The sequence below is a fragment of the Actinoplanes sp. NBRC 103695 genome (assembly GCF_030269485.1).
Taxonomy (GTDB): Bacteria; Actinomycetota; Actinomycetes; order Mycobacteriales; family Micromonosporaceae; genus Actinoplanes.
In genome coordinates, this window is sequence record NZ_BSTL01000049.1 from 1 (window position 1) to 17,207 (window position 17,207).

Annotated in this window: 13 protein-coding genes; all 13 read right to left on the bottom strand. The window is 67.7% G+C overall.

What is annotated here, in order from left to right; genetic code table 11:
• Positions 1 to 351 precede the first annotated feature (351 nt).
• Positions 352 to 582 (bottom strand): hypothetical protein, encoded by a 231-nt coding sequence (locus tag QSK31_RS45170; protein ID WP_285691278.1) that lies wholly within the window; start codon positions 580 to 582, stop codon positions 352 to 354.
• Between the two features lie 459 nt (positions 583 to 1,041).
• On the bottom strand, positions 1,042 to 2,025 hold the full coding sequence (locus QSK31_RS45175) for a hypothetical protein (protein ID WP_285691279.1): 984 nt from the start codon (positions 2,023 to 2,025) through the stop codon (positions 1,042 to 1,044).
• 230 nt (positions 2,026 to 2,255) lie between these two features.
• Positions 2,256 to 4,343, bottom strand: a complete 2,088-nt coding sequence (gene fxlM / locus QSK31_RS45180; RefSeq protein WP_285691280.1) for a methyltransferase, FxLD system — start codon at positions 4,341 to 4,343, stop codon at positions 2,256 to 2,258.
• A gap of 11 nt (positions 4,344 to 4,354) precedes the next feature.
• Entirely contained in the window at positions 4,355 to 5,617 is a 1,263-nt protein-coding gene (locus QSK31_RS45185; protein ID WP_285691281.1) for a lanthionine synthetase C family protein, read from the bottom strand.
• The gene (locus tag QSK31_RS45190; protein WP_285691329.1) at positions 5,617 to 8,646 is read right to left on the bottom strand and encodes a lantibiotic dehydratase; all 3,030 of its coding nucleotides are present in this window, start codon (positions 8,644 to 8,646) and stop codon (positions 5,617 to 5,619) included. The genes QSK31_RS45185 and QSK31_RS45190 overlap by 1 nt, the downstream gene beginning before the upstream one ends.
• 110 nt (positions 8,647 to 8,756) lie before the next feature.
• Positions 8,757 to 8,891 (bottom strand): FxLD family lanthipeptide, encoded by a 135-nt coding sequence (locus QSK31_RS45195; protein WP_285691282.1) that lies wholly within the window; start codon positions 8,889 to 8,891, stop codon positions 8,757 to 8,759.
• Positions 8,892 to 9,028: 137 nt separating this feature from the next.
• Entirely contained in the window at positions 9,029 to 9,937 is a 909-nt protein-coding gene (locus QSK31_RS45200) for a hypothetical protein (RefSeq protein WP_285691284.1), read from the bottom strand.
• Complete coding sequence (locus QSK31_RS45205) at positions 9,934 to 11,283, bottom strand: helix-turn-helix domain-containing protein (RefSeq protein ID WP_285691285.1); 1,350 nt, start codon at positions 11,281 to 11,283, stop codon at positions 9,934 to 9,936. The genes QSK31_RS45200 and QSK31_RS45205 overlap by 4 nt, the downstream gene beginning before the upstream one ends.
• On the bottom strand, positions 11,280 to 12,098 hold the full coding sequence (locus tag QSK31_RS45210) for an SAM-dependent methyltransferase (RefSeq protein ID WP_285691286.1): 819 nt from the start codon (positions 12,096 to 12,098) through the stop codon (positions 11,280 to 11,282). The genes QSK31_RS45205 and QSK31_RS45210 overlap by 4 nt, the downstream gene beginning before the upstream one ends.
• Before the next feature lie 465 nt (positions 12,099 to 12,563).
• A complete protein-coding gene (locus QSK31_RS45215) occupies positions 12,564 to 13,526 on the bottom strand; it encodes a S1 family peptidase (RefSeq protein ID WP_285691288.1) in 963 nt (320 codons plus the stop codon).
• A gap of 84 nt (positions 13,527 to 13,610) precedes the next feature.
• A complete protein-coding gene (locus QSK31_RS45220) occupies positions 13,611 to 14,342 on the bottom strand; it encodes a GNAT family N-acetyltransferase (RefSeq protein ID WP_285691289.1) in 732 nt (243 codons plus the stop codon).
• Positions 14,339 to 15,868: an APC family permease gene (locus QSK31_RS45225; RefSeq protein ID WP_502873117.1), complete on the bottom strand. Its 1,530-nt coding sequence runs from the start codon at positions 15,866 to 15,868 to the stop codon at positions 14,339 to 14,341. Before QSK31_RS45225 ends, QSK31_RS45220 begins: the two co-directional genes overlap by 4 nt.
• A 72-nt stretch (positions 15,869 to 15,940) precedes the next feature.
• Complete coding sequence (locus QSK31_RS45230; protein ID WP_285691291.1) at positions 15,941 to 16,567, bottom strand: GOLPH3/VPS74 family protein; 627 nt, start codon at positions 16,565 to 16,567, stop codon at positions 15,941 to 15,943.
• Positions 16,568 to 17,207: the final 640 nt, after the last annotated feature.

A 17,207-nucleotide genomic window follows, 5' to 3' on the forward strand; every position in this document is an offset into this window, starting at 1 on the left:
CAGCAACACGGAGGAACCCGGCCGAGCGCCGGGCCCTCACCATGCCTACAGAACAGCTAAAAGCACGCGAATCGCATTCATCGAATCATAGCTATGGGCCGACGGCCAAGCGAAAGACTGAGGTTAGTGGTCTTCGTTGGCGTGCATATGCTCTTGACCGTCTTCATGATCCTCAAGCGAGTACGCGCTATGTTCCGCTCTTTCCGGCTCCGGCGAGCAGAGATCATTCCGTAGCGTCAAGGACGAGCTATCTGCGACGCAGGGACGGCCGCCATCCTGGCGGGACCGGCGCGGTCGTGGACGTCTGGGCCATAATCACCCTATGGCGACGGTCGACGGGGTATGTCGTCGTCAGTCCTCCGGCACCCAGCAGATGACGCTGTGCTGGCCGCCGATAGCGCGCCGCCACTCCTGCACGCCGACGCGTCCGCACGCGACTTCGACGCGCCCCTCGTAGATCGAGGCGTCGACCACGGCTTCGAAGTCGTGCCAGTCCGGATGCGCGCCGCAGCCGGTACACGTGTTCGGGTTGAAGCTCGCACCTCGTGCGCTGAACGGCCGGGGCCGTAACCGTCGTGCCACGAGGTCCTGGCCGGCGGCGCGTAAAACCTCTTCGGCCAGCGCAACAGCACCCCTCTTGGTCGACCTTGACGAACTCGCCGACAACTGGCCGGTGCACCGGCAGGAGGGCCAAGACCCACAGCATTTGATGCGCGCAGCCTGGGCACGGCGCCACCCTGCCCAGCACGCGCAGCAGCAGCGTTCCGGTCGTCGACGGGGTTTCCGAGATCGACATGTCGACATGGTGCCAGCTTGGTATGACATCCCGTCCGTTGTCCCCGGTCGGCGGTATGTGGTGTGGGCGCTCGGCCTTACCAGTTACGCAGTCAAGCATCGCGGCTTCAGGCCGTCATTGTGCTCGCTCCACCATAACCGCAGCTTCGTGGAGATCGGTTAATCCAGCTCCGTCTCGTACCGTCGTGAACTCACGGGCCTTCCGATGTCCTGATGGCCCGGGGTTGGTATGTTGCGAGGCAGGCTTCATCGGGCATCACGTATCACCCCTCCAGCCGATTCGAGTGCATATAGCAGCGGATCACCTGCGGTCCGGGGCAGCCGTCCCGCGCCTAGTCCGCTTGCGTCGATCAACTGGTTGAGTTTCTCGTGGTGCATTGGGCTGACTGGGTGGTGCTGAAGTAGCTCACGTGCTGCGTTCGCGTCCTGGTCCTGGAGCAGGTCGCTGACCAGTTGGCTTAGCGCATTGTCGGTGAGGAACGACGGCCCGGCGGGTGCAAGATCGATTGCTGCGAGGAAGAGGCGGGTACGAAATACCGCGAGCCCGGGTGTGGAGAGGGTTTCCAGCGACTGGCCGAGCAGCTCAGTCTGATTGGGTGGCAGGCCAGCGCCGGTAGTTCGTGCATGCCAGCTCGTCAGGAGATCGCGTACCAGTTGTTCCCAAGAGTGCTCGATGGTGGTGTCCCTGAGCAGGGCGGCAGCGGTAGCGCTGTTGCCCTGCATCGTGAGCGCCATGACCGCCACCTGCCGTCCCTCGTGCAGGGTGGGGCCGAGTCCGTCGTAGCGGCGCACGTGGGCTAGAGCGTCGCCCCAACGTCCGGCCACGGTGAGCGCGCGTGTCCCGTCAGCGAGCATGATGTCGCTGAGCCAGTCGATGATTTGATCGCGCTGAGCGTGCTCTGTGGGCAGTTGCTCGGGAAGCAGCTCAAGGCCGTCGATGACGGCGGGGGCACGGTCGTTGATCGCCTGGTACAGGTCGGTGAGCAGACGGTGTGCGCCGTCGCCGTCGCCCGCTCGTATGCGCAGGCGGGCGAGGTTGACAACCGGTTCGAGGGCGAAGCGGGCGGTGTAGCCGTTCAGCGGGGCTTGGCTCAGGTAGAGGTTTGCGTGTTGGTGGCACCAGGTGCGGGCGAGTTCGGCGTCTCCGCAGTCGGAGGCGACGAGGGCCGCGCCGTTGAACACCATGGATGCCTTGTCGGAGTCACGGTCACGGTTGGCGTCTTCAGCCATTCCTACGAGCCGAGCTACGCGTGCGTCGAGGGGTTTGGCCGGCGGGCGTTTGCGGGCGACGAGGGGGAAGTGGGCCGTGACGGTCGAGGCGAGGGGCAGGGTCATGGGGTCCTCATCTGCTGCGGGCGTCGGCGCCTTGGCGGTTCGGGCGCGGCGCTGCTCGGCGTGTGGTCACCGTTCTTCGGCGAGGCCGGGGCGGGGCGAGTACCCGGCCCCGGCAGCATGCGCAGCTAGAAGGAAATCGTGAGGACGGTGTCGGGTCGGCTGATGTCACCGGGCTCGAGCGGGCGGGTTCCGGCCCGGTAGGCGGTCACGGTGGGCTGGTTGGGGCGGCCCGCTGTGTCCCAGCGGTCGAGCAGAGTGTTCAGTTCGGCGGCGAGTTTGTCGGCGTCCGGGCCGTGTGCGATGACCCCGATTTCTTGGTTGCCGTCGCCGACCTCGTGGAAGGTGGGATAGGCGATGGTGCCGCCGTGATAGATGGCGGCACCGGCCCACCGGTAGGCGGGAGTGACCAGGCCGCTGGCACGGGCTGTGTCACCGACGCCGAGGCGGCCGAACGGCTTGTCGGTGTTCACGAGCAGCCACAGGTCGAGGTGGCCGATGGGGTCGGCGTCGCCGACCTGGATACCGGTCCACTGCTCGTACGGGGCGTGGCTCAGCGCCGTGCTCAGGGCTTGCCGGTCGGGCTGGTCGGCGGCGTCGAGTTTGAGGACCACGTCGGCGTCGAGGCTTACGTGCTGGTCGTCGTGCTCGGCGGTGCCGCGCATCGGGACGAATCCACAGACCAGGGGGGTCGCGGTGCTGACGAGTTGGTCGGTGCCGGTGCGGTCGAAGGCGAAGCATCGGGTCAGGCCGCTTTCGTGCACCCGCAGGGGCACGACGATACGGCCGTTGTCGGTGAGCTGGTCCCACCATGAGGCGGAGACGTCCCAAGCTCCGGCTGTCACGATGATCCGGTTGTACGGTGCTGCGTCGGGGTGCCCGAGGGCTCCGTCGGCGCAGATCACCTCGACGGTGTCGTAGCCGGCGCGGGCGAGGTTTGTTCGCGCGCCGTCGGCGAGGTCTTCATCGAGTTCGATGGTGACGACTCTGCCGCTGGCGCCGGTCTGATCCGCGAGCAGGGCTGCGTTGATGCCGGTAGCCGCGCCGATCTCCAGGATGTGGTCTCCGGGCTGCGCTTCGAGCTGTTCGAGCATGTCGGCCACGAGGCTGGGGCTCGATGCCGAGGACATCGCGGCGCCGCTGGGGTCGCGTTTGGTGACGATCTGGCGGCGTGTGTAGACCGTTTCAAGGTCTACGCCGGGCAGGAACTGCTCGCGAGGCACCCTCCTGAATGCTCGTTCTACAGGGGCGGATCGGATGTGGCCGCGCTGTTTGAGTAGCGTGACGAGCTGGTCGCGGAGCACGGCGGCGTTAGCAGATTCTGGGCTGGTTTGGGATAGTTTCACTGCTGTTACCTTACTGTCGTTGACAAGGGTGGGCTGATGGCCGGTTCGGGTGTCGGACGGCTGGTGGAAGGTGACGTGCACGGCAGCCGTCGCCAGCAGCCAGGTGTCGGCGGCGGAGATGCCGAGCCGGTTGAACTGGAACAAGATGTGGTGGGTGAGCAGCCCCCGAAGGTCGCGAGTCAACATGCCGTGCCGGTCGAGTAGACCGAGGTTGCGTCCCGCATAGTCGTGCGCTGCTGGCCATGCTGGAGTGGCGGTTAGGGGACTCGCCGGTGCGTCGGCGCTGGCGGTGAGCAGTCGCTGCACCGCGGCAATCAGTCGAGGGCTTGGTGCAGGCATGGTCGCCTGACGACGATGGGCTGAAACGTTCTGCCAGACATCGCCCTGCTCATAGAACTCAAGTCCGGCCGCGCGCATCAGGCGGGTGGCGAGCAGCACGCCGAGTTCACGGCGATGGGTGGCGCCGGCAGCGGCGAGATGGCCGAGGATATGACGACTGTCGACGTGGAAGAAGGTATGGGCGAGGTCGGTGGCCTGCGGTCCGCCCAAGGCGTACTGCTCAGGCCGGTACAGGGGCTCGGCCACGCCCTGGACGCGGTCGTCGTCGGTGATGGTGGCGAGAAGGGTGTAGAACTCGGCAAGTCGGCCGCTCGGTAGGAGCCGCAAACGCCAGGTCTCACTCTTGCGGATGAACCAGAACCCGGTGATCACGCCGTTGTTCTCGGCAACGGTCAACGCGGCGGCGAGACGGGTCGCCGCGTATTGCTCTGCGATCTGCCAGTCGGAGAAGGTCAGGTTGACCTGTCGCCACCGGTTGACCGGCGCCGCTGGGTCAGGCCGCTCGGTGTCAAGGTCGGTATCGAAGTCCACGGCGCTCTCCCCTAGTTGATCAGCAGGCTGGTCGCCCAGCGGACGTGTGTGCAGGTGGCGAAGGTGTGCAGCGTGAGCGCCACTCCGGCGTGGCCGGCGGTCAGGCCAGACCGCTCCGGAGTTGGGTCGTTGGCGTGCTGGATCAGCAGCCGCAGGATGCGCGGTACGTGGGCGGACAACGCGGTAGACCGGGCGTCGGCGGCGGCGTACCAGAGCGTGGCGGCGAGTCCTGCCCAGCCGTGGCACAGCGACGGGTCGATGATCCGGCCGAGTTGGACGGGGTCGGCTAGGCAGCGGGTCAAAGCGTCCTCCGCCGTCTGCTGCCGGGCGGGGTCGCCGAGAGCGATTCCGGCGAGTTGTTGAGCGCGAGCTATGCCGGGGGTGCCGTAGCACCAGGACGGCCGCGCCGGTCCGATGGCAGTGGGTCTCCCCGCGTGTAGATCGACGGCGGTGACTTTCTCCGGCCACCAGGGTCCTGCCGGATCCGCTTGCCGCCAGGTGTCGAGCCAGGTGGAGATCCGGCCGATCGCCTCGGTGTGTCCCGGCACGATGATGGTGTGGCGCATCGCCAGGGCGAGAAGCGCCAGGGGGCCGGTGATGCCGTGCGCCATGCCGAAGTTGGCGTGCCCGCCGGGGACAGGCTGGTCCGGGTTGGCTGCGTCGGCGCTCCACCAGCCCGGCGCGTGGCGGCCGATGTCGTCGTTGGTGTCGAGCGGCTCAGTGAGCCGGACCAGGTATTGCAGCACCCGGCGTAGCAATGCGCCGTCTGGTTGCCTGGTCAGGAGGTGAGCGCCGAGCCCGGTCAGTCCGCGGACGAGGTCGAACTCCGACAGTGAAGGCCGCTGGCGTGCGGCGAGGCGGACTTCGGCGGCGGCCAGCCGGCGCTCGGCCAGGTCTGCGACAGCGCGGTCAAGGGGGTCGAGTGCTGCCGGGTGGGCGTGCGGGGCGGCCGTGGTGAGCGCGTGAGTGACGGCCGGTGTGCCGAACCAGAGTCCGGCCCCTGTGCTGTTGTTCAGTGTGTCGGCGGTCGCGCGTCGCAGCCAGGTGTGGACCGGCTCCCAGCCGCCGTGTCCGGTCTGGGCGCGCACACCGTGCAGGATCGACACTCCGGCGGCACCCTTGGACAGCGACTGCGCGTGCCAGCGGGTGCTATGCGGCCCGTAGTCGCCCGCCGCGAAGTCCGGCAACGGCGGCTCGGCCAGGGTGTCAGTGATGCACGAGGCCACCGACTCGGCCTCGCAGGCCAGCGTCTTCAGCAATGGAGAGATGGTCATTAGGGCGCTCCTACCCTGCGGGTACGGCGGCGGACGGTCGCCAGGGCGATGTGACGGGCCAGCCGGTAGGTCACCTGTTCGGCGGCCTCGTCGGGACCATGGGTACGAACGTGGTGTAGGTGCAGCAGCGAGGCGAGGACTGACTCCGGTGTGATGGGGCCGCTTGAAGCGGACAGGGCGTCGGCGTACCGCGCCGCAGCATCGGAGCGTTCCCGCCACGCGTTCCTGACCGGCCCTGGAAGCGCGGAGGGGTCAAACGCGACGGCTTGACGCAGCATGTCGCGGTCGATCGGCGAACGCCCAGCCTGCTCCAGGCGGGCTATCAGCCACTCACATCCGTCGTTACGGTTGCCGAGCATGGCAGCGGCAAGGTCGACCATGCTCGCAGCGGTGAACGCCTGCCGATCGATCCGGCATTCGCGTTCTGCCCTCAGTTGTGCGAGGGCTGCGGTGGAGTCGGCGACGAACAGCCGTTCAGCGGCGGCCAGCGCCGGCCCGTCCCCGTAGCGGCCGGACTCCGGATGATAGGTATCCAGGCTCAAATCCCCGGCAAGGCCCTGCTGCCGAAGGTCGGCAGCCCACCGGCCGATTCTGACCGCCGCGTAGCCGAAGTCATCGGTGTGCAACCGGAGCCGAAGGTGCGGGGCAGGGCGGCGCATGCGGATGAACCACATCAGCGGCGGTTCGTCCCAGTCGGCAATCAGCGCTGGTAGAGCGGCCGAAAGGACAAGCTCCATCAGGGACGGCTCGACGGCCAACGACACGGAGATCAGGCCGCCAGTCCCGGGAAGCAGCGGCTCGGCGGGAGCAGGCGGCGGCCACGAGTCCCGTCCGATGAGAGCGGCTGGCACCGCAGCAGGCGCGGCCGTGGAGGCAACCGGCACAACGATCTCGTGGGCGCGGCCGGACAACCATCCGAAGTCCGCTGGTTGCGCCGATTCCACAAGGGTGATCGGTCCGTCGCTGGCGTCCAAGTGGGCGCGCAGCAGCGCCCGGTCCATGGGCTGATCAAGGTTGAGTCGAAGCCGCTGGTCGCCGTTGCCGATTTGGACCCATACCGGCAGTCGCAGCTTCGCGCGGACTAACTCCCAGGCCGTGAGCCACTCGCCGTCGCTCGTCTGCGCAGCAGGCAGCCCAGCGGGGTCAATGCGCCAACGCGCCGCCGTCAGCAGAGTCCGGCCGTATCGCAGCGCTGGCCGAAACGGTAGGCCGGACGCGGCGCCCCAATCGAATGGCTTGAGCCGGGCGTCCATACCGCGCGGCAACTCCACCAGAAACCTGCCTAGGAGCGGCATGGTGTGCAGCGCGGCGGCGTGTGCCACCGTCGGCTCGACCACTCGTCGCTGCGACAGCGATACCAGCACCAGTCGATCGCGACCTACAGCCACACCGAGGTCATCGATGCCGATCGCATCGTCGGTGACAGGGCGGTGCTCGGCCAGCGACACCAGCCACGGCAGGACCTGCCTGGCATTGAGGACGTTCTGTGCGTGCAGGTTCGACGGCGGGAAGCTCAACTGCGCCAGCATGGCCCCCTCTACCGCGACCGGCAGCCTTCCGAACTCCTTGCACATCCGCTCGCGCTCGGTGTCCGGCAGCGCATTGAGAAAGCGTCCGCTGGTGGCCATGGCCGAGCGACCCATGCCGGTCAACGCGACGGTGAACTCGCCGCTGTCCAGAGCAGCTACCGAGGCTGCGCGCACCTCTGCCAGGACGTCGACGTGGGCGCTGAGGTGTCCCTCGTTCTCGTCGGCGCCGGCAAGCGCCTGCACGGCCGCATCATCGAGTACCACCTCACGTGCACCGTCGATCAATGCCTGCTGCGCCAGCGCCAGCAAACGCCCGTCCCGGCCAGACAAAGAAGTGGCCGAGGACGAATCGGCCGTGGCGTCAAAGTGTTCTGGATAACCCAGCCCAGTGACCGGATTGAGTAGGTGGGCGAGCGGCACCACAGCGGCAGTCCCGTAGCGGTTGACGAACCGGGCGCGGTACGCGCGCCATTGCGGCCGTCCCGCCGGGTCGGGCGTCAACCGGCGCAGCACATCCACCGACGCTACGATCTCGGTGGCCACCGGGTGCGGCAGGACGACTCGATCCGCTAGTTGAAGATCCACAGCTAGCGGCTGCGGAACCGCAGTCAGGCCAAGCATCTGTTCGGCCAGTCGACGCAGGTCTGTCGCACTGTTTGGGGTGACATCGAGATGGCCATGAATCCAGCTCAACTCATCTTGAACGGTTCGTCGGCCTCCCCGACTCGCCTCCGCGGTGACATCACGCTGGTCCAGGATGTGTCGCACAGGGTCTCGGCAGGTTGAGGGCGGCCGGAGGGAAGAAATCAATACGCCGTGGCTCACCAGGTCGGCAATCAGGGCTTCGGCCGACGTACGCGGGAAGCGGGGAAAAGCTTCGGCGACTTTGCCGACCAACTCATCCCACCGCACGGGAATCGCAGCGAAGGAGACCAACAAACGCACGGCCTTGGTGTTCCGCACTGAGGCGGTCCCTTGGGCCGGCGCAGACAAGTGCGGCCGACGCTTCACGACGATTCGATCTCCGTGGACCACGGCCATGTTGTTCGCCTGGACACGCAGATGCTTCCGCACGAGCGGATCGGCTTCGAGAAGCGCGACAACCGGTGCAACCCAGCCTGCATCTGCCTGGACTCGAATCGCCGCCTGCCCGAACGTTGTGACCGAGGCGACGGCATCGAAGCGCAACGCCGCGACCCCCGAGAACAGCCCGAAGGGTGTCGCCCGGCGCTGAGCGCGCGCGAGGTAACGAGCCAGAGCCAGCGCCATCCGCCGGGCACGTTCCGCGTCAAGATTCCCCCCGGAGCACGCAGCCCCAACGCGCGCAGCAAACTCTGGGCTGGCGATCCACACCGCGTCGCTCAGACCGGGTTGTCCCCACGTCGCCCGCAGCCAGTTTCGGAGCGCAGCAACATCGCAAAGATTGGGCCACGGTATGGGGCTGTCCGGCCAGGAGTGAGCGGCAGCCCGGATCGTGGCGGCATCAACCACCCGGTACACGCTGCCTCTCGCGGTCACGATCGCTCTCCTTCTCAAGATCTGCTTGGTTTGTGGTGCTGGTTCCGGCGGGCGTTCGGGTTGCTCGCCGGAACCAGCGGGATGGCAGCTAGCTAGCAGTCGCTGCCCTGCACGGTGTCGCAGCCGTCGTCGGTGTTGGCCAGCAGCGCGGCGGTGACCGGCCCTTCCGTGACGATCTCGACGTCGAGCTCGAACGGGTCGCCGTCGATGGCGATGAGGTGGTCCATGGTTCCTCCAAAGTGGGGATGTTCGGCGGGCAGGTAGCCCCCGCAGCTACCAGCACAAGGCGAGAAATACAGGGCAGAAAGGGTCGGCGGGTGGGGAGGATCTCGGTTGGCACGTGACCCACCGGATCGCTGCTCTCTCACATGTCGAAAGCCGCGGTGACGAGGTTGTGGTCGCTGTTTCGTTTCTGGGGGTCGTCTGGTGGTAGGTGCACGCGGTAGGTGCCGGGCACGTAGCGCGGGGCGAGGGAGGTGTTGGCGAGGAGCCAGTCCTTGATGATGGCGCCGTTGGGCACGACGTCGCGGTTCACGGTCGGGGCGTACGCCAGCTCGGGTGGAGTGCCGGTGGCGTGGGCTAGCTCGCAGACGGCGTCGAATCCCATGTCGTCGTGCCGCTCGCCGCAGTGTTCGTCGTGGGCGCCGATGAGGTAGTCCAGTGCCCGGGTGTCGGCGATGACGTCGTCGCCGACGTCGATGCCTTCGTGGTGGCGGCATTGCGGTTCGGCGTCGTGCCAGTTGCGTTGTGGCAGATGCGGTCCGGAAGCAGAAGTGTTGAGGTCGCCGTACACCAGGACGGGGTTCGCGTGTCGTCCATACCGGCCCACCTGCTTGGCCTCGAACAGGCGCCGGTCACCGCAGGTCGAGTCCCAGTGCTGGGCGATGACGCCGAGCCGGGTGCCGGTGGCGTTGACGGTGAACCAGCCGATGTTGCGCCAATCGTCGAAGACGCCCTCCGCACCGTGCCCCACCCACGACTGCACGGTCAGGGCTTCCGGGTTGTAGAAGACGGCCGGCGCGATCGGCCCTCGATCCAGGTGCCCGAGCAGCCCCACGTACCGAACGCCGAGCGTCTCGGACAGAGCCGCGGCAGCGCCGTACAGTCCCTCCCCACCGAGGTCGGCGTAGCCGCGCCCTTCACATTGGACGATGACCGCCGGTGCGGTGGTGAGGTGGGCGAACGCGGCGGAGAGTTTGCCGAACTCGTGTCGGCGGCTGGTCTTGTTGAACCCGCCGGACTCGTAGTTGAACAGCGCCGTTTCCAAGATCATGAATTGCCCCCTCCGGTCCGGATGGTGGTGCCGTTCGTCGGCGTGGTCGTAGCGATCCCCCCGGCAGGTCGGGGCCGGTCGCCAGTTGTCGGTGCAGCGGTGTGAACGCTCGCGCGGACCAAGATCGGACCAGCCCGCCGATGGGGGCGCTGATCGGTCGGCATGTCCTCCGTAAGCACGGCGGTGTGGACCGTTGGGATAGGGATCGGCACGCCGCGCATCGGATTGGTCGCGTGCACGATGCGCCGGACGAGTTGCTCGGTGTACTCGCCCGTCTGGCAGGGCGGGTTGATTACGACGGGCGAATCACCACCTACCGGCGCCGGCGGTGCCTCGCGCCCGCGCCCATCGCTCTCGTCGATCATCGCGAGCAGTTCCCCGGCCGCGCCGAGCGCCGTGTCCAGCCGCGCAACCTTGTCCCGGTTGGGGGCGGCAACCCGGCCCCCGTGCTCCAGTTCGAAGACGTAGGTGCGTGATACCCGAGCTGCCAGCCCTAGCGCGGCACGTGTCCACCCGAGGCCAGCACGCAGTTCGCGCACCCGGGCACCCAGCGCCGCCCCGACACCGGTGCCCCGCGCCTGCTCCAGCCGCTGTTTCACCTGCGCCGCGTACGCCCGCCGACATTCATCGCACGCATACTCCCCGTGCCGGATGTGGCGTTGGTATGTCGATGGTGTCCCGCACGGCTTCAACCGTTCCTCGGGCAGCCGGCTACGTTGCATGCGCCACTTCCGGGTTGGGCTCTCGTGCTCGTGCCACAGCGCAAGGAACCGGTCGCGTGCCCGTTTCACCCGCCCGGTCATCACACCGACGGTCAGTCCCAACGCCCGTGCCGCGCTCGGAATCGAGTACTCATGCGCAGCTAACGCAACCAACACCTCCCGGTCCTGGTCGGCAAGCGCGGACAGGATTTGCCGCAGCGCCAGCGCGTCAACGATCCGCTCTTCCGGGGACCGGGTGACGCTGGCGGACTGCCACCAGTACGTCTCGAACCCCACCGTGGCACGCACGCCGCCCTCATCGGCGGTAGTCCATCCCCACGAGCGCAGGTCATCACGCTGCTCCCGGCGCACCCCGTTGCTGCCAACACCGATGAGCAGTTCGTCGCTCGGCGGTTCCCCACAGGTGTAGAGGTACTCCGCCACGACCACCCACGCGGTGGCATAGCGGTTCTCGAATCCAGCACCGCTGTGGCCCAGGCTCGTGCCGGTCCGCGCCGCGCAGATCCGCGCAATCCGGTGCAGCCCGTCAACGGTCTTCCCATATCGCAGCACAGTCACACGGCCCCCCCCAGGGGCGTCGACGCCTGCCGCTACGTGGCCGATGTCCTTGGTCGCGTTGTTCATGGCTTCCGCGCCATCCCGCAGAACACGTCCACCTCGGCCGGGGCCGGAGCGTCCGCAGGTACGTCCGGCCGCCACTGGCTGCTGGAGACCACGCCAGGCTCGACGAGTTGAAGGCCCTGGAAGTAGCCGGCGATCTCGTCGGGATGGCGGGAGATGTACGGGATGCCGGCCTCGATCGAGGCGCGGGTGGCGTGGTTGCGTGCCACGGGGTTGATGACGTTGGTGCCGTCGTTGACCACCAGGTAGCTACCCGGGGGCAGGGCCGACACCAGCCGGTCGACGATGGTGCGGGCCTGGCGGTAGTCCACGACGTTGCCCAGGATCCCGAGCATCATCAGCGCGACCGGCTCGGCGAAGTCCAGGACCTTCTGCGCCCCGCCCACGATGGCGTCCGGATCGTGTACGTCGGCGTCAAGGTAGTCGGTGGAACCTTCCGGCGAACTGTTCAGCAACGCCCGTGCATGCACCAACACCAGCGGGTCGTTGTCGACGTAGACGATCCGCGCCCATGGGTTGATCCGCTGGGCGACTTCATGAGTGTTGTCAGCGGTCGGCAGGCCCGTGCCAACGTCCAGGAACTGCTTGATCCCCACGTCTGCCGCCAGATACCGCACGGCTCGGGTGAGGAACTGCCGCGACTGCCTCGCAATGTCGATGATGTCGGGGAACATCTGCTTGATCTGGTCACCGAGGTCCCGGTCGGCGGCGTAGTTGTCCTTGCCGCCGAGCCAGTAGATCCACACCCGAGCCGAATGCGGCTTCGACACACCGAGCTGCACAGGGGTCCGCTCGCCGCCCGGCGAGTCGACAGTCATGACGCGCCCCCGTCAGGCCCGGCCGTCGTGGGGGTGCGCCGCCGCAGTGCGGGGGGCTGAGACAGCGGCACACCCCCGGACGCCACCAGGACCGCCGCGTAGGCCGAGACCGCTTCCTGGGCAAGCCGCGCACGTTCTGGTTCTGACATTGGGGTGTAAGACCGCCGTTTGACCTTCGTGGCCGCGTGAGGACCGGTCACCGCGCAACCCTCCCGCGATCGGCGCGACGCTGTTCGACGCGCAGGGTGATCTCAGCCGGTCTGCTGCGGCGCGACAGGACGGACCGGGATTGCAGACGTGGGAAAGGAACGCGACGACCGAACATAACCATGGAGACGAAACCGTTCCTGGAGAACTTGAAAAGGGGAGACGGGGAGACGGTGGGCGTGTGTTGGCTTGTTCGGACCGGTCCCGGAAATCGCCCTCGCGGGCTCGGGTTGTCACCGGGACCGGTCCACGGGGGTGTCAGCTATCGGTGAGCTGGCTCAGGAAGGGCAACTTCGCCCGTACGAGACGCCGTTGGTCCGGCGTCTGCTTACCGCCGGTGGTGCGTTCGGGGGTGCATGCGGCGGCTGCGGTGGTGACGCCCTTGGGGGTGCAGGCGGCGGCCTTGGCCAGCCAGGTGCGGTAGTAGGCGAGGCTGGTCGCGATGATCGGTTTGCCGCACGGGTCGGCCGAGTCGGTCTCCCGCGAGACCAGGCCCTGCCACACCCACCGCCGGTTAGCACCGACCGTCCGGCCCGGGGCCCGGGTGAGTACCGGGCTGCCGGAGTCGCCGAAGCACGGACCGGTAGAGACGCACAGGTCGCCCTTGCTCATCACGCCGACTTCGGTGTCGCAGGACGCCGCCGGGAGCTGGGTGATGTCGCGCTGGCGCAGCATCGTCGGTAGCGGGTCCGGGTTATCGGCCGGCGGCGGGTACTCGGTCAGGCCCCAGCCGATGGCCCGCAGCGAGGTGCCCGGCTTCGACGCGGCAGCCGGGGGCAGCTGCATCGTCGGTGCGTGGATGGGCTGGTCGAGGGTGACCAGGGCGATGTCGGCGACCGGCTTGCCGGTGTTGGGGTCGACCCACCGGAAGTTACGGTGAATCTTGCTGCGAGTGCCTCGGGCGGTCTGGCCTGCGCTGGTGCGATCGTTGGTGCCGGCCCGGACCATGATCCGTGACGGCTCCACCGCGACCGGGTCCGGGATCGCCAGGTTGTCCAACACGCAGTGCGCGTTGACGGCGACGTGCCACGCGTCGTACAGACCGGCGCCGCAGTGCAGGGTCCGGCCGATACTCGGGTAGTCCACGGTGAGGTGGAGCATGCCGTTGTAGCGGTGGGTGGCTTCCTGCCCGCCGACGATCGCGGCGGCTGGTGAGGCCGTCCCGGCGAGCACGGTGACGGCAGCCCCGAGGGCGACTGCCGACCTTGAGAGGAGTTTCATCGATTCCGTTTCTTGGTTGGCCCGGCACTCCGATGTGCCGGGTGGTCTTGAGAGGGATTCAGGGGGCCACGTCAGCGCAGGCCGCTACGGCTGCCGCGGCCCCCTGCCGTGGGTCGAGCAGGACTTCGCTGGAGGGTGCTCAACCCACTGCGACAGCGCCCTAGCGGGGACTCGCGCTGCCGAGACAGACGTGCCGCGGACCCCGGCGTCTACCTCGGGCCGCCACATCGGGAACAGTTCGGGGCCACCGGCCGCGATCCGGAACGATGGCCGGGGCCGGTAGCCGTGCCGGTCATAGAGCGCGGTCGGCCCGGCACCGGTGGACTCCAGGTAACAGGGCAGGCCAAGCCGGTCGGCGTACTCGTGGAGATCATCCAGTAGCAGCGACCCGCGTCCGCGGCGCTGCACGTCCGGGTTCACGGCAAGGAACTGCACGTAGCACTGCTCGACGTCGTCTGGATGATGCGCCTCGATCGCGGCGTCAAGCGCACGGAAGCCTTCGGCATAACCGCCGAAGATCCGGCTCAATCGTCGGTCGTACTCTGGGATCTCCGGTATCACCTGGCCGCCGCCGCGCAGATAGGACACCGCGACCGCCTTGCCGTCGCTGGTGATGTGAACCCACCCGTGTTCCAGGGCGTGCCGGACGAGCATCCCGAAGTACGGCTGGTACATACGCCGGCGATCCCGCTTGTTCGGGACCAGCCACGGCCCGAGGTCTCCGTTGACGAACGCTGCGACCAGCACAGCGGTCACCTGGGTCGCGTCCTGGGTGGTCGCCCGGCGCACCTCGATCAGCCGATCGTGTCGAGTCATCGCACGCCACCCGTGGTGCTGTGCCGGGCGGTGCTCTCCACCTCGGCGACGTTGCTGTGCGCGCCCAGGCCGATCCTGGCGTACACCTCAGGCTTGGCGGATCTGAGGATGAGCGCCCAGACCACCCCGGCGATGAATACGGCCGGGTAGACCCCGAGCAGCCACCACTGGGTGCCGGACGTGGGGTCGACGCCGAACAGGGCGGCCCCGTTGTCCACCGTCACGTAACACACCCCGGCGAGGGCGGCGAAGGCCAGCGCGGGTGCCACCCGGCCTTCCCACACACCCGCAGGGTTGTCGCGGCGGGAGAAGAAGGCGACCACCGCGCTGCTAGTGATGGTCATCAGGAGCAGGACGCCGATCCCGCCGAGCACGGTGAGCCAGAAGAATCCCTTGGTGAACGGGTCCCAGCCGGTCAGCACGAACGCGATGATCGCGAAGAAGGCGAGCACGGTTTGGGTGATGCTGCCGCCGACCGGGGCCTTGGACCGCTTCCCGACCCGGCCCAACAATGCGGGGAGCACACCTTCGCGGGCGAGGGCGAACACGATGCGGGCCTGGGTGTTCTGGAACGCCAGGATCGCGGCGAAGATGCTGGACAGCAGCAGGAACTGCCCGACCGTGATCACCGCCGGTGGCAGGTGGGGCGCGGCCAGGTTGAAGATCAGCTCCGATCCTTCGCCGGTGGCCCGATCGACGATCTGGTCCGGGCCGGCCGCCACGGACATCGCCCAGGCGCAGAAGGCGTAGAGGCCGCCGATCAGGGTGACGGCGATGAACGTCGCCCGCGCGACCGTCCTGCGCGGGTCCTTGGCCTCCTCACCGAACACGGCGGTGCCCTCGAACCCGACGAACCCGGCGATCGCCGTCGCCAAAGCGGCGCCCAGCCCGGTCGTCAGCAGGTTCGACGGCGACAACGTCGTCACCGACAGCCGCCCGCCCGACGGATGCCGCACCTGCACCACCGCCAGCACGACCGCCACGCAGATTTCGGCGACCAGCAGCACCGACAGCACCACCCCGAGCAGATCGATGCGGGTCACACCCAGCACGGCGGCGAGCGCCCACGCCGCATACGCCCAGATCCACCACGGCATCGTCAGGCCTACATGGGTAGTCATGAAATCCTCCGCGACCACCCCGAACCCACACAGCAGACCGACCTGCATCAACGGCCCGTACGCAGCCAAAGCCGTCAACGCCCCGCCGACACCAGCCGGTTTGCCCAGGCCGCGGCTGATGTAGGTGTAAAACGCGCCCGCATTCACGATCCGCCGAGACATCGCCACATAACCGACCGCGAACAACCCCAAGATCACCGCAACCACCACATACGCGAGGGGGATACCGGTACTACCGGTCACCTGGAACCCCGCCGTCGCGCCACCAGCCACCACCGTCAGCGGGGCGGCAGCTGCCATCACGCTGAACACCAGCGCAGCGACACCCAGCCGAGACTTCGCCAACGCAGCCGCGACACCGCCTCGGGAACTACTTCTGCGCGTACGCGCGTCGGGCATGGCTATGAACTCCTCAATGAGGGGGATAGGAAAGGAAGAGAGCTGAATCGGACACCGAACTACGGGACAGCCGCTGGATCAGCCGATGACGACCCTGGTGCCGACGGCCGCCTCGGTCCGGCTGATCAAGTCCTGCACATCGGCCGGCACAAACCCGGCGACCTGGTAACGGATGTGCTGCTCAATGCCCGGGTCCCAGGTGTCGAGAACTTCGTGGTGCAGGCCCATCGCCACCATCAACCCGGCCAGCACCGCATCAAGCTTGTGCAGGTACTCGCCCCGACGGATGGTGTCCGCGATCCGACCCGCAGGCGCCCACGCCTCCCTCTTGTCCACCGGCACGAACCGGGTCGCCCGTGTCAGCCCCAACGTCCGCAGTCGACGAGGCCGCTCAACCCGGATACGGCCCGCCGCCGACAACCGGTCACCCACATCCGATACCGCATCCAAAGCAAGCGCCGCGATCCACGTACTGACCGACCACGGCTGCTCCGCCCGCACCCGCGCCAACACGGCATTAGCAAGATCATCGGACGGGGCGGTCGTCTCCACCACCACCAACGTCCCGTACTCCGAGGTCAACCGCCCCGCGAGCATCAACTCCGCGAGCAACGCCCCGCCCAGCCCGAGGGCGACAACATCCGGATGCACCTCAGGCTCGCCAAACGAGTCATGCGCAGCGAAGAACAACTGATCCGCCAACACCGGCCACACCCGCCGCCGACGATGCACACCAGGCTGCCGCGACACCCCAGCACCCACCGGCGGCCACGAACCCTGCTGCCACTCCGCCGCAGCCGGACCCACGGGCACGTCCCCACGACCGCTCTGCGAGTGCATCACGACCGCCCAACCAACTCGCGAGCCAACTCCCGCGTCGTAGCACCACAACTCGGACACCACCGAGCCTTGACCCTGAACGACAGCAGCCCGGCCAGAAAACCCAACACCGACGCCGCGATGACGGCCACAATCAGCACGGCGACCTCCATTCGACTACGCCCGCCGCGGCGAGATGAGGCGCACGAACGGGCCGGCACGTTTCTCTCGCACGCCATCGCCCGTAGACAGCAGTGCCGATTCGCAGAGTGCTCGGCGCGGAGTCCTGTGTCGTGGACGCCCGGTGAGCTAGCGCTTGCGGCTCGGGCATCGGCATTGATGGCTCAGAAGCGTCTTGAACATTCGCGCAGCGATGAGGCCCGATCATCACGGCGTTCCTCCAGTACGTCCAGATAAGTGCGCTGAGCTTCTGCGCCCTGTAGCCAACGCCACGCGCGTCGCGAAGAGGTGGAAGCGCGGGGTCTACATCGTGCGCCACGTGCCAATCGGTCATCGCTGACTGCCC

Bases quoted from the DNA above. Each gene is read 5' to 3' on its own strand.
- QSK31_RS45175 (WP_285691279.1), bottom strand. From the start codon at position 2,025: ATGGCTGAAGACGCCAACCGTGACCGTGACTCCGACAAGGCATCCATG.
- QSK31_RS45205 (WP_285691285.1), bottom strand. From the start codon at position 11,283: ATGAACAACGCGACCAAGGACATCGGCCACGTAGCGGCAGGCGTCGAC.
- QSK31_RS45200 (WP_285691284.1), bottom strand. From the start codon at position 9,937: ATGATCTTGGAAACGGCGCTGTTCAACTACGAGTCCGGCGGGTTCAAC.
- QSK31_RS45220 (WP_285691289.1), bottom strand. From the start codon at position 14,342: ATGACTCGACACGATCGGCTGATCGAGGTGCGCCGGGCGACCACCCAG.
- QSK31_RS45210 (WP_285691286.1), bottom strand. From the start codon at position 12,098: ATGACTGTCGACTCGCCGGGCGGCGAGCGGACCCCTGTGCAGCTCGGT.
- QSK31_RS45185 (WP_285691281.1), bottom strand. From the start codon at position 5,617: ATGACCATCTCTCCATTGCTGAAGACGCTGGCCTGCGAGGCCGAGTCG.
- QSK31_RS45195 (WP_285691282.1), bottom strand. From the start codon at position 8,891: ATGGACCACCTCATCGCCATCGACGGCGACCCGTTCGAGCTCGACGTC.
- QSK31_RS45215 (WP_285691288.1), bottom strand. From the start codon at position 13,526: ATGAAACTCCTCTCAAGGTCGGCAGTCGCCCTCGGGGCTGCCGTCACC.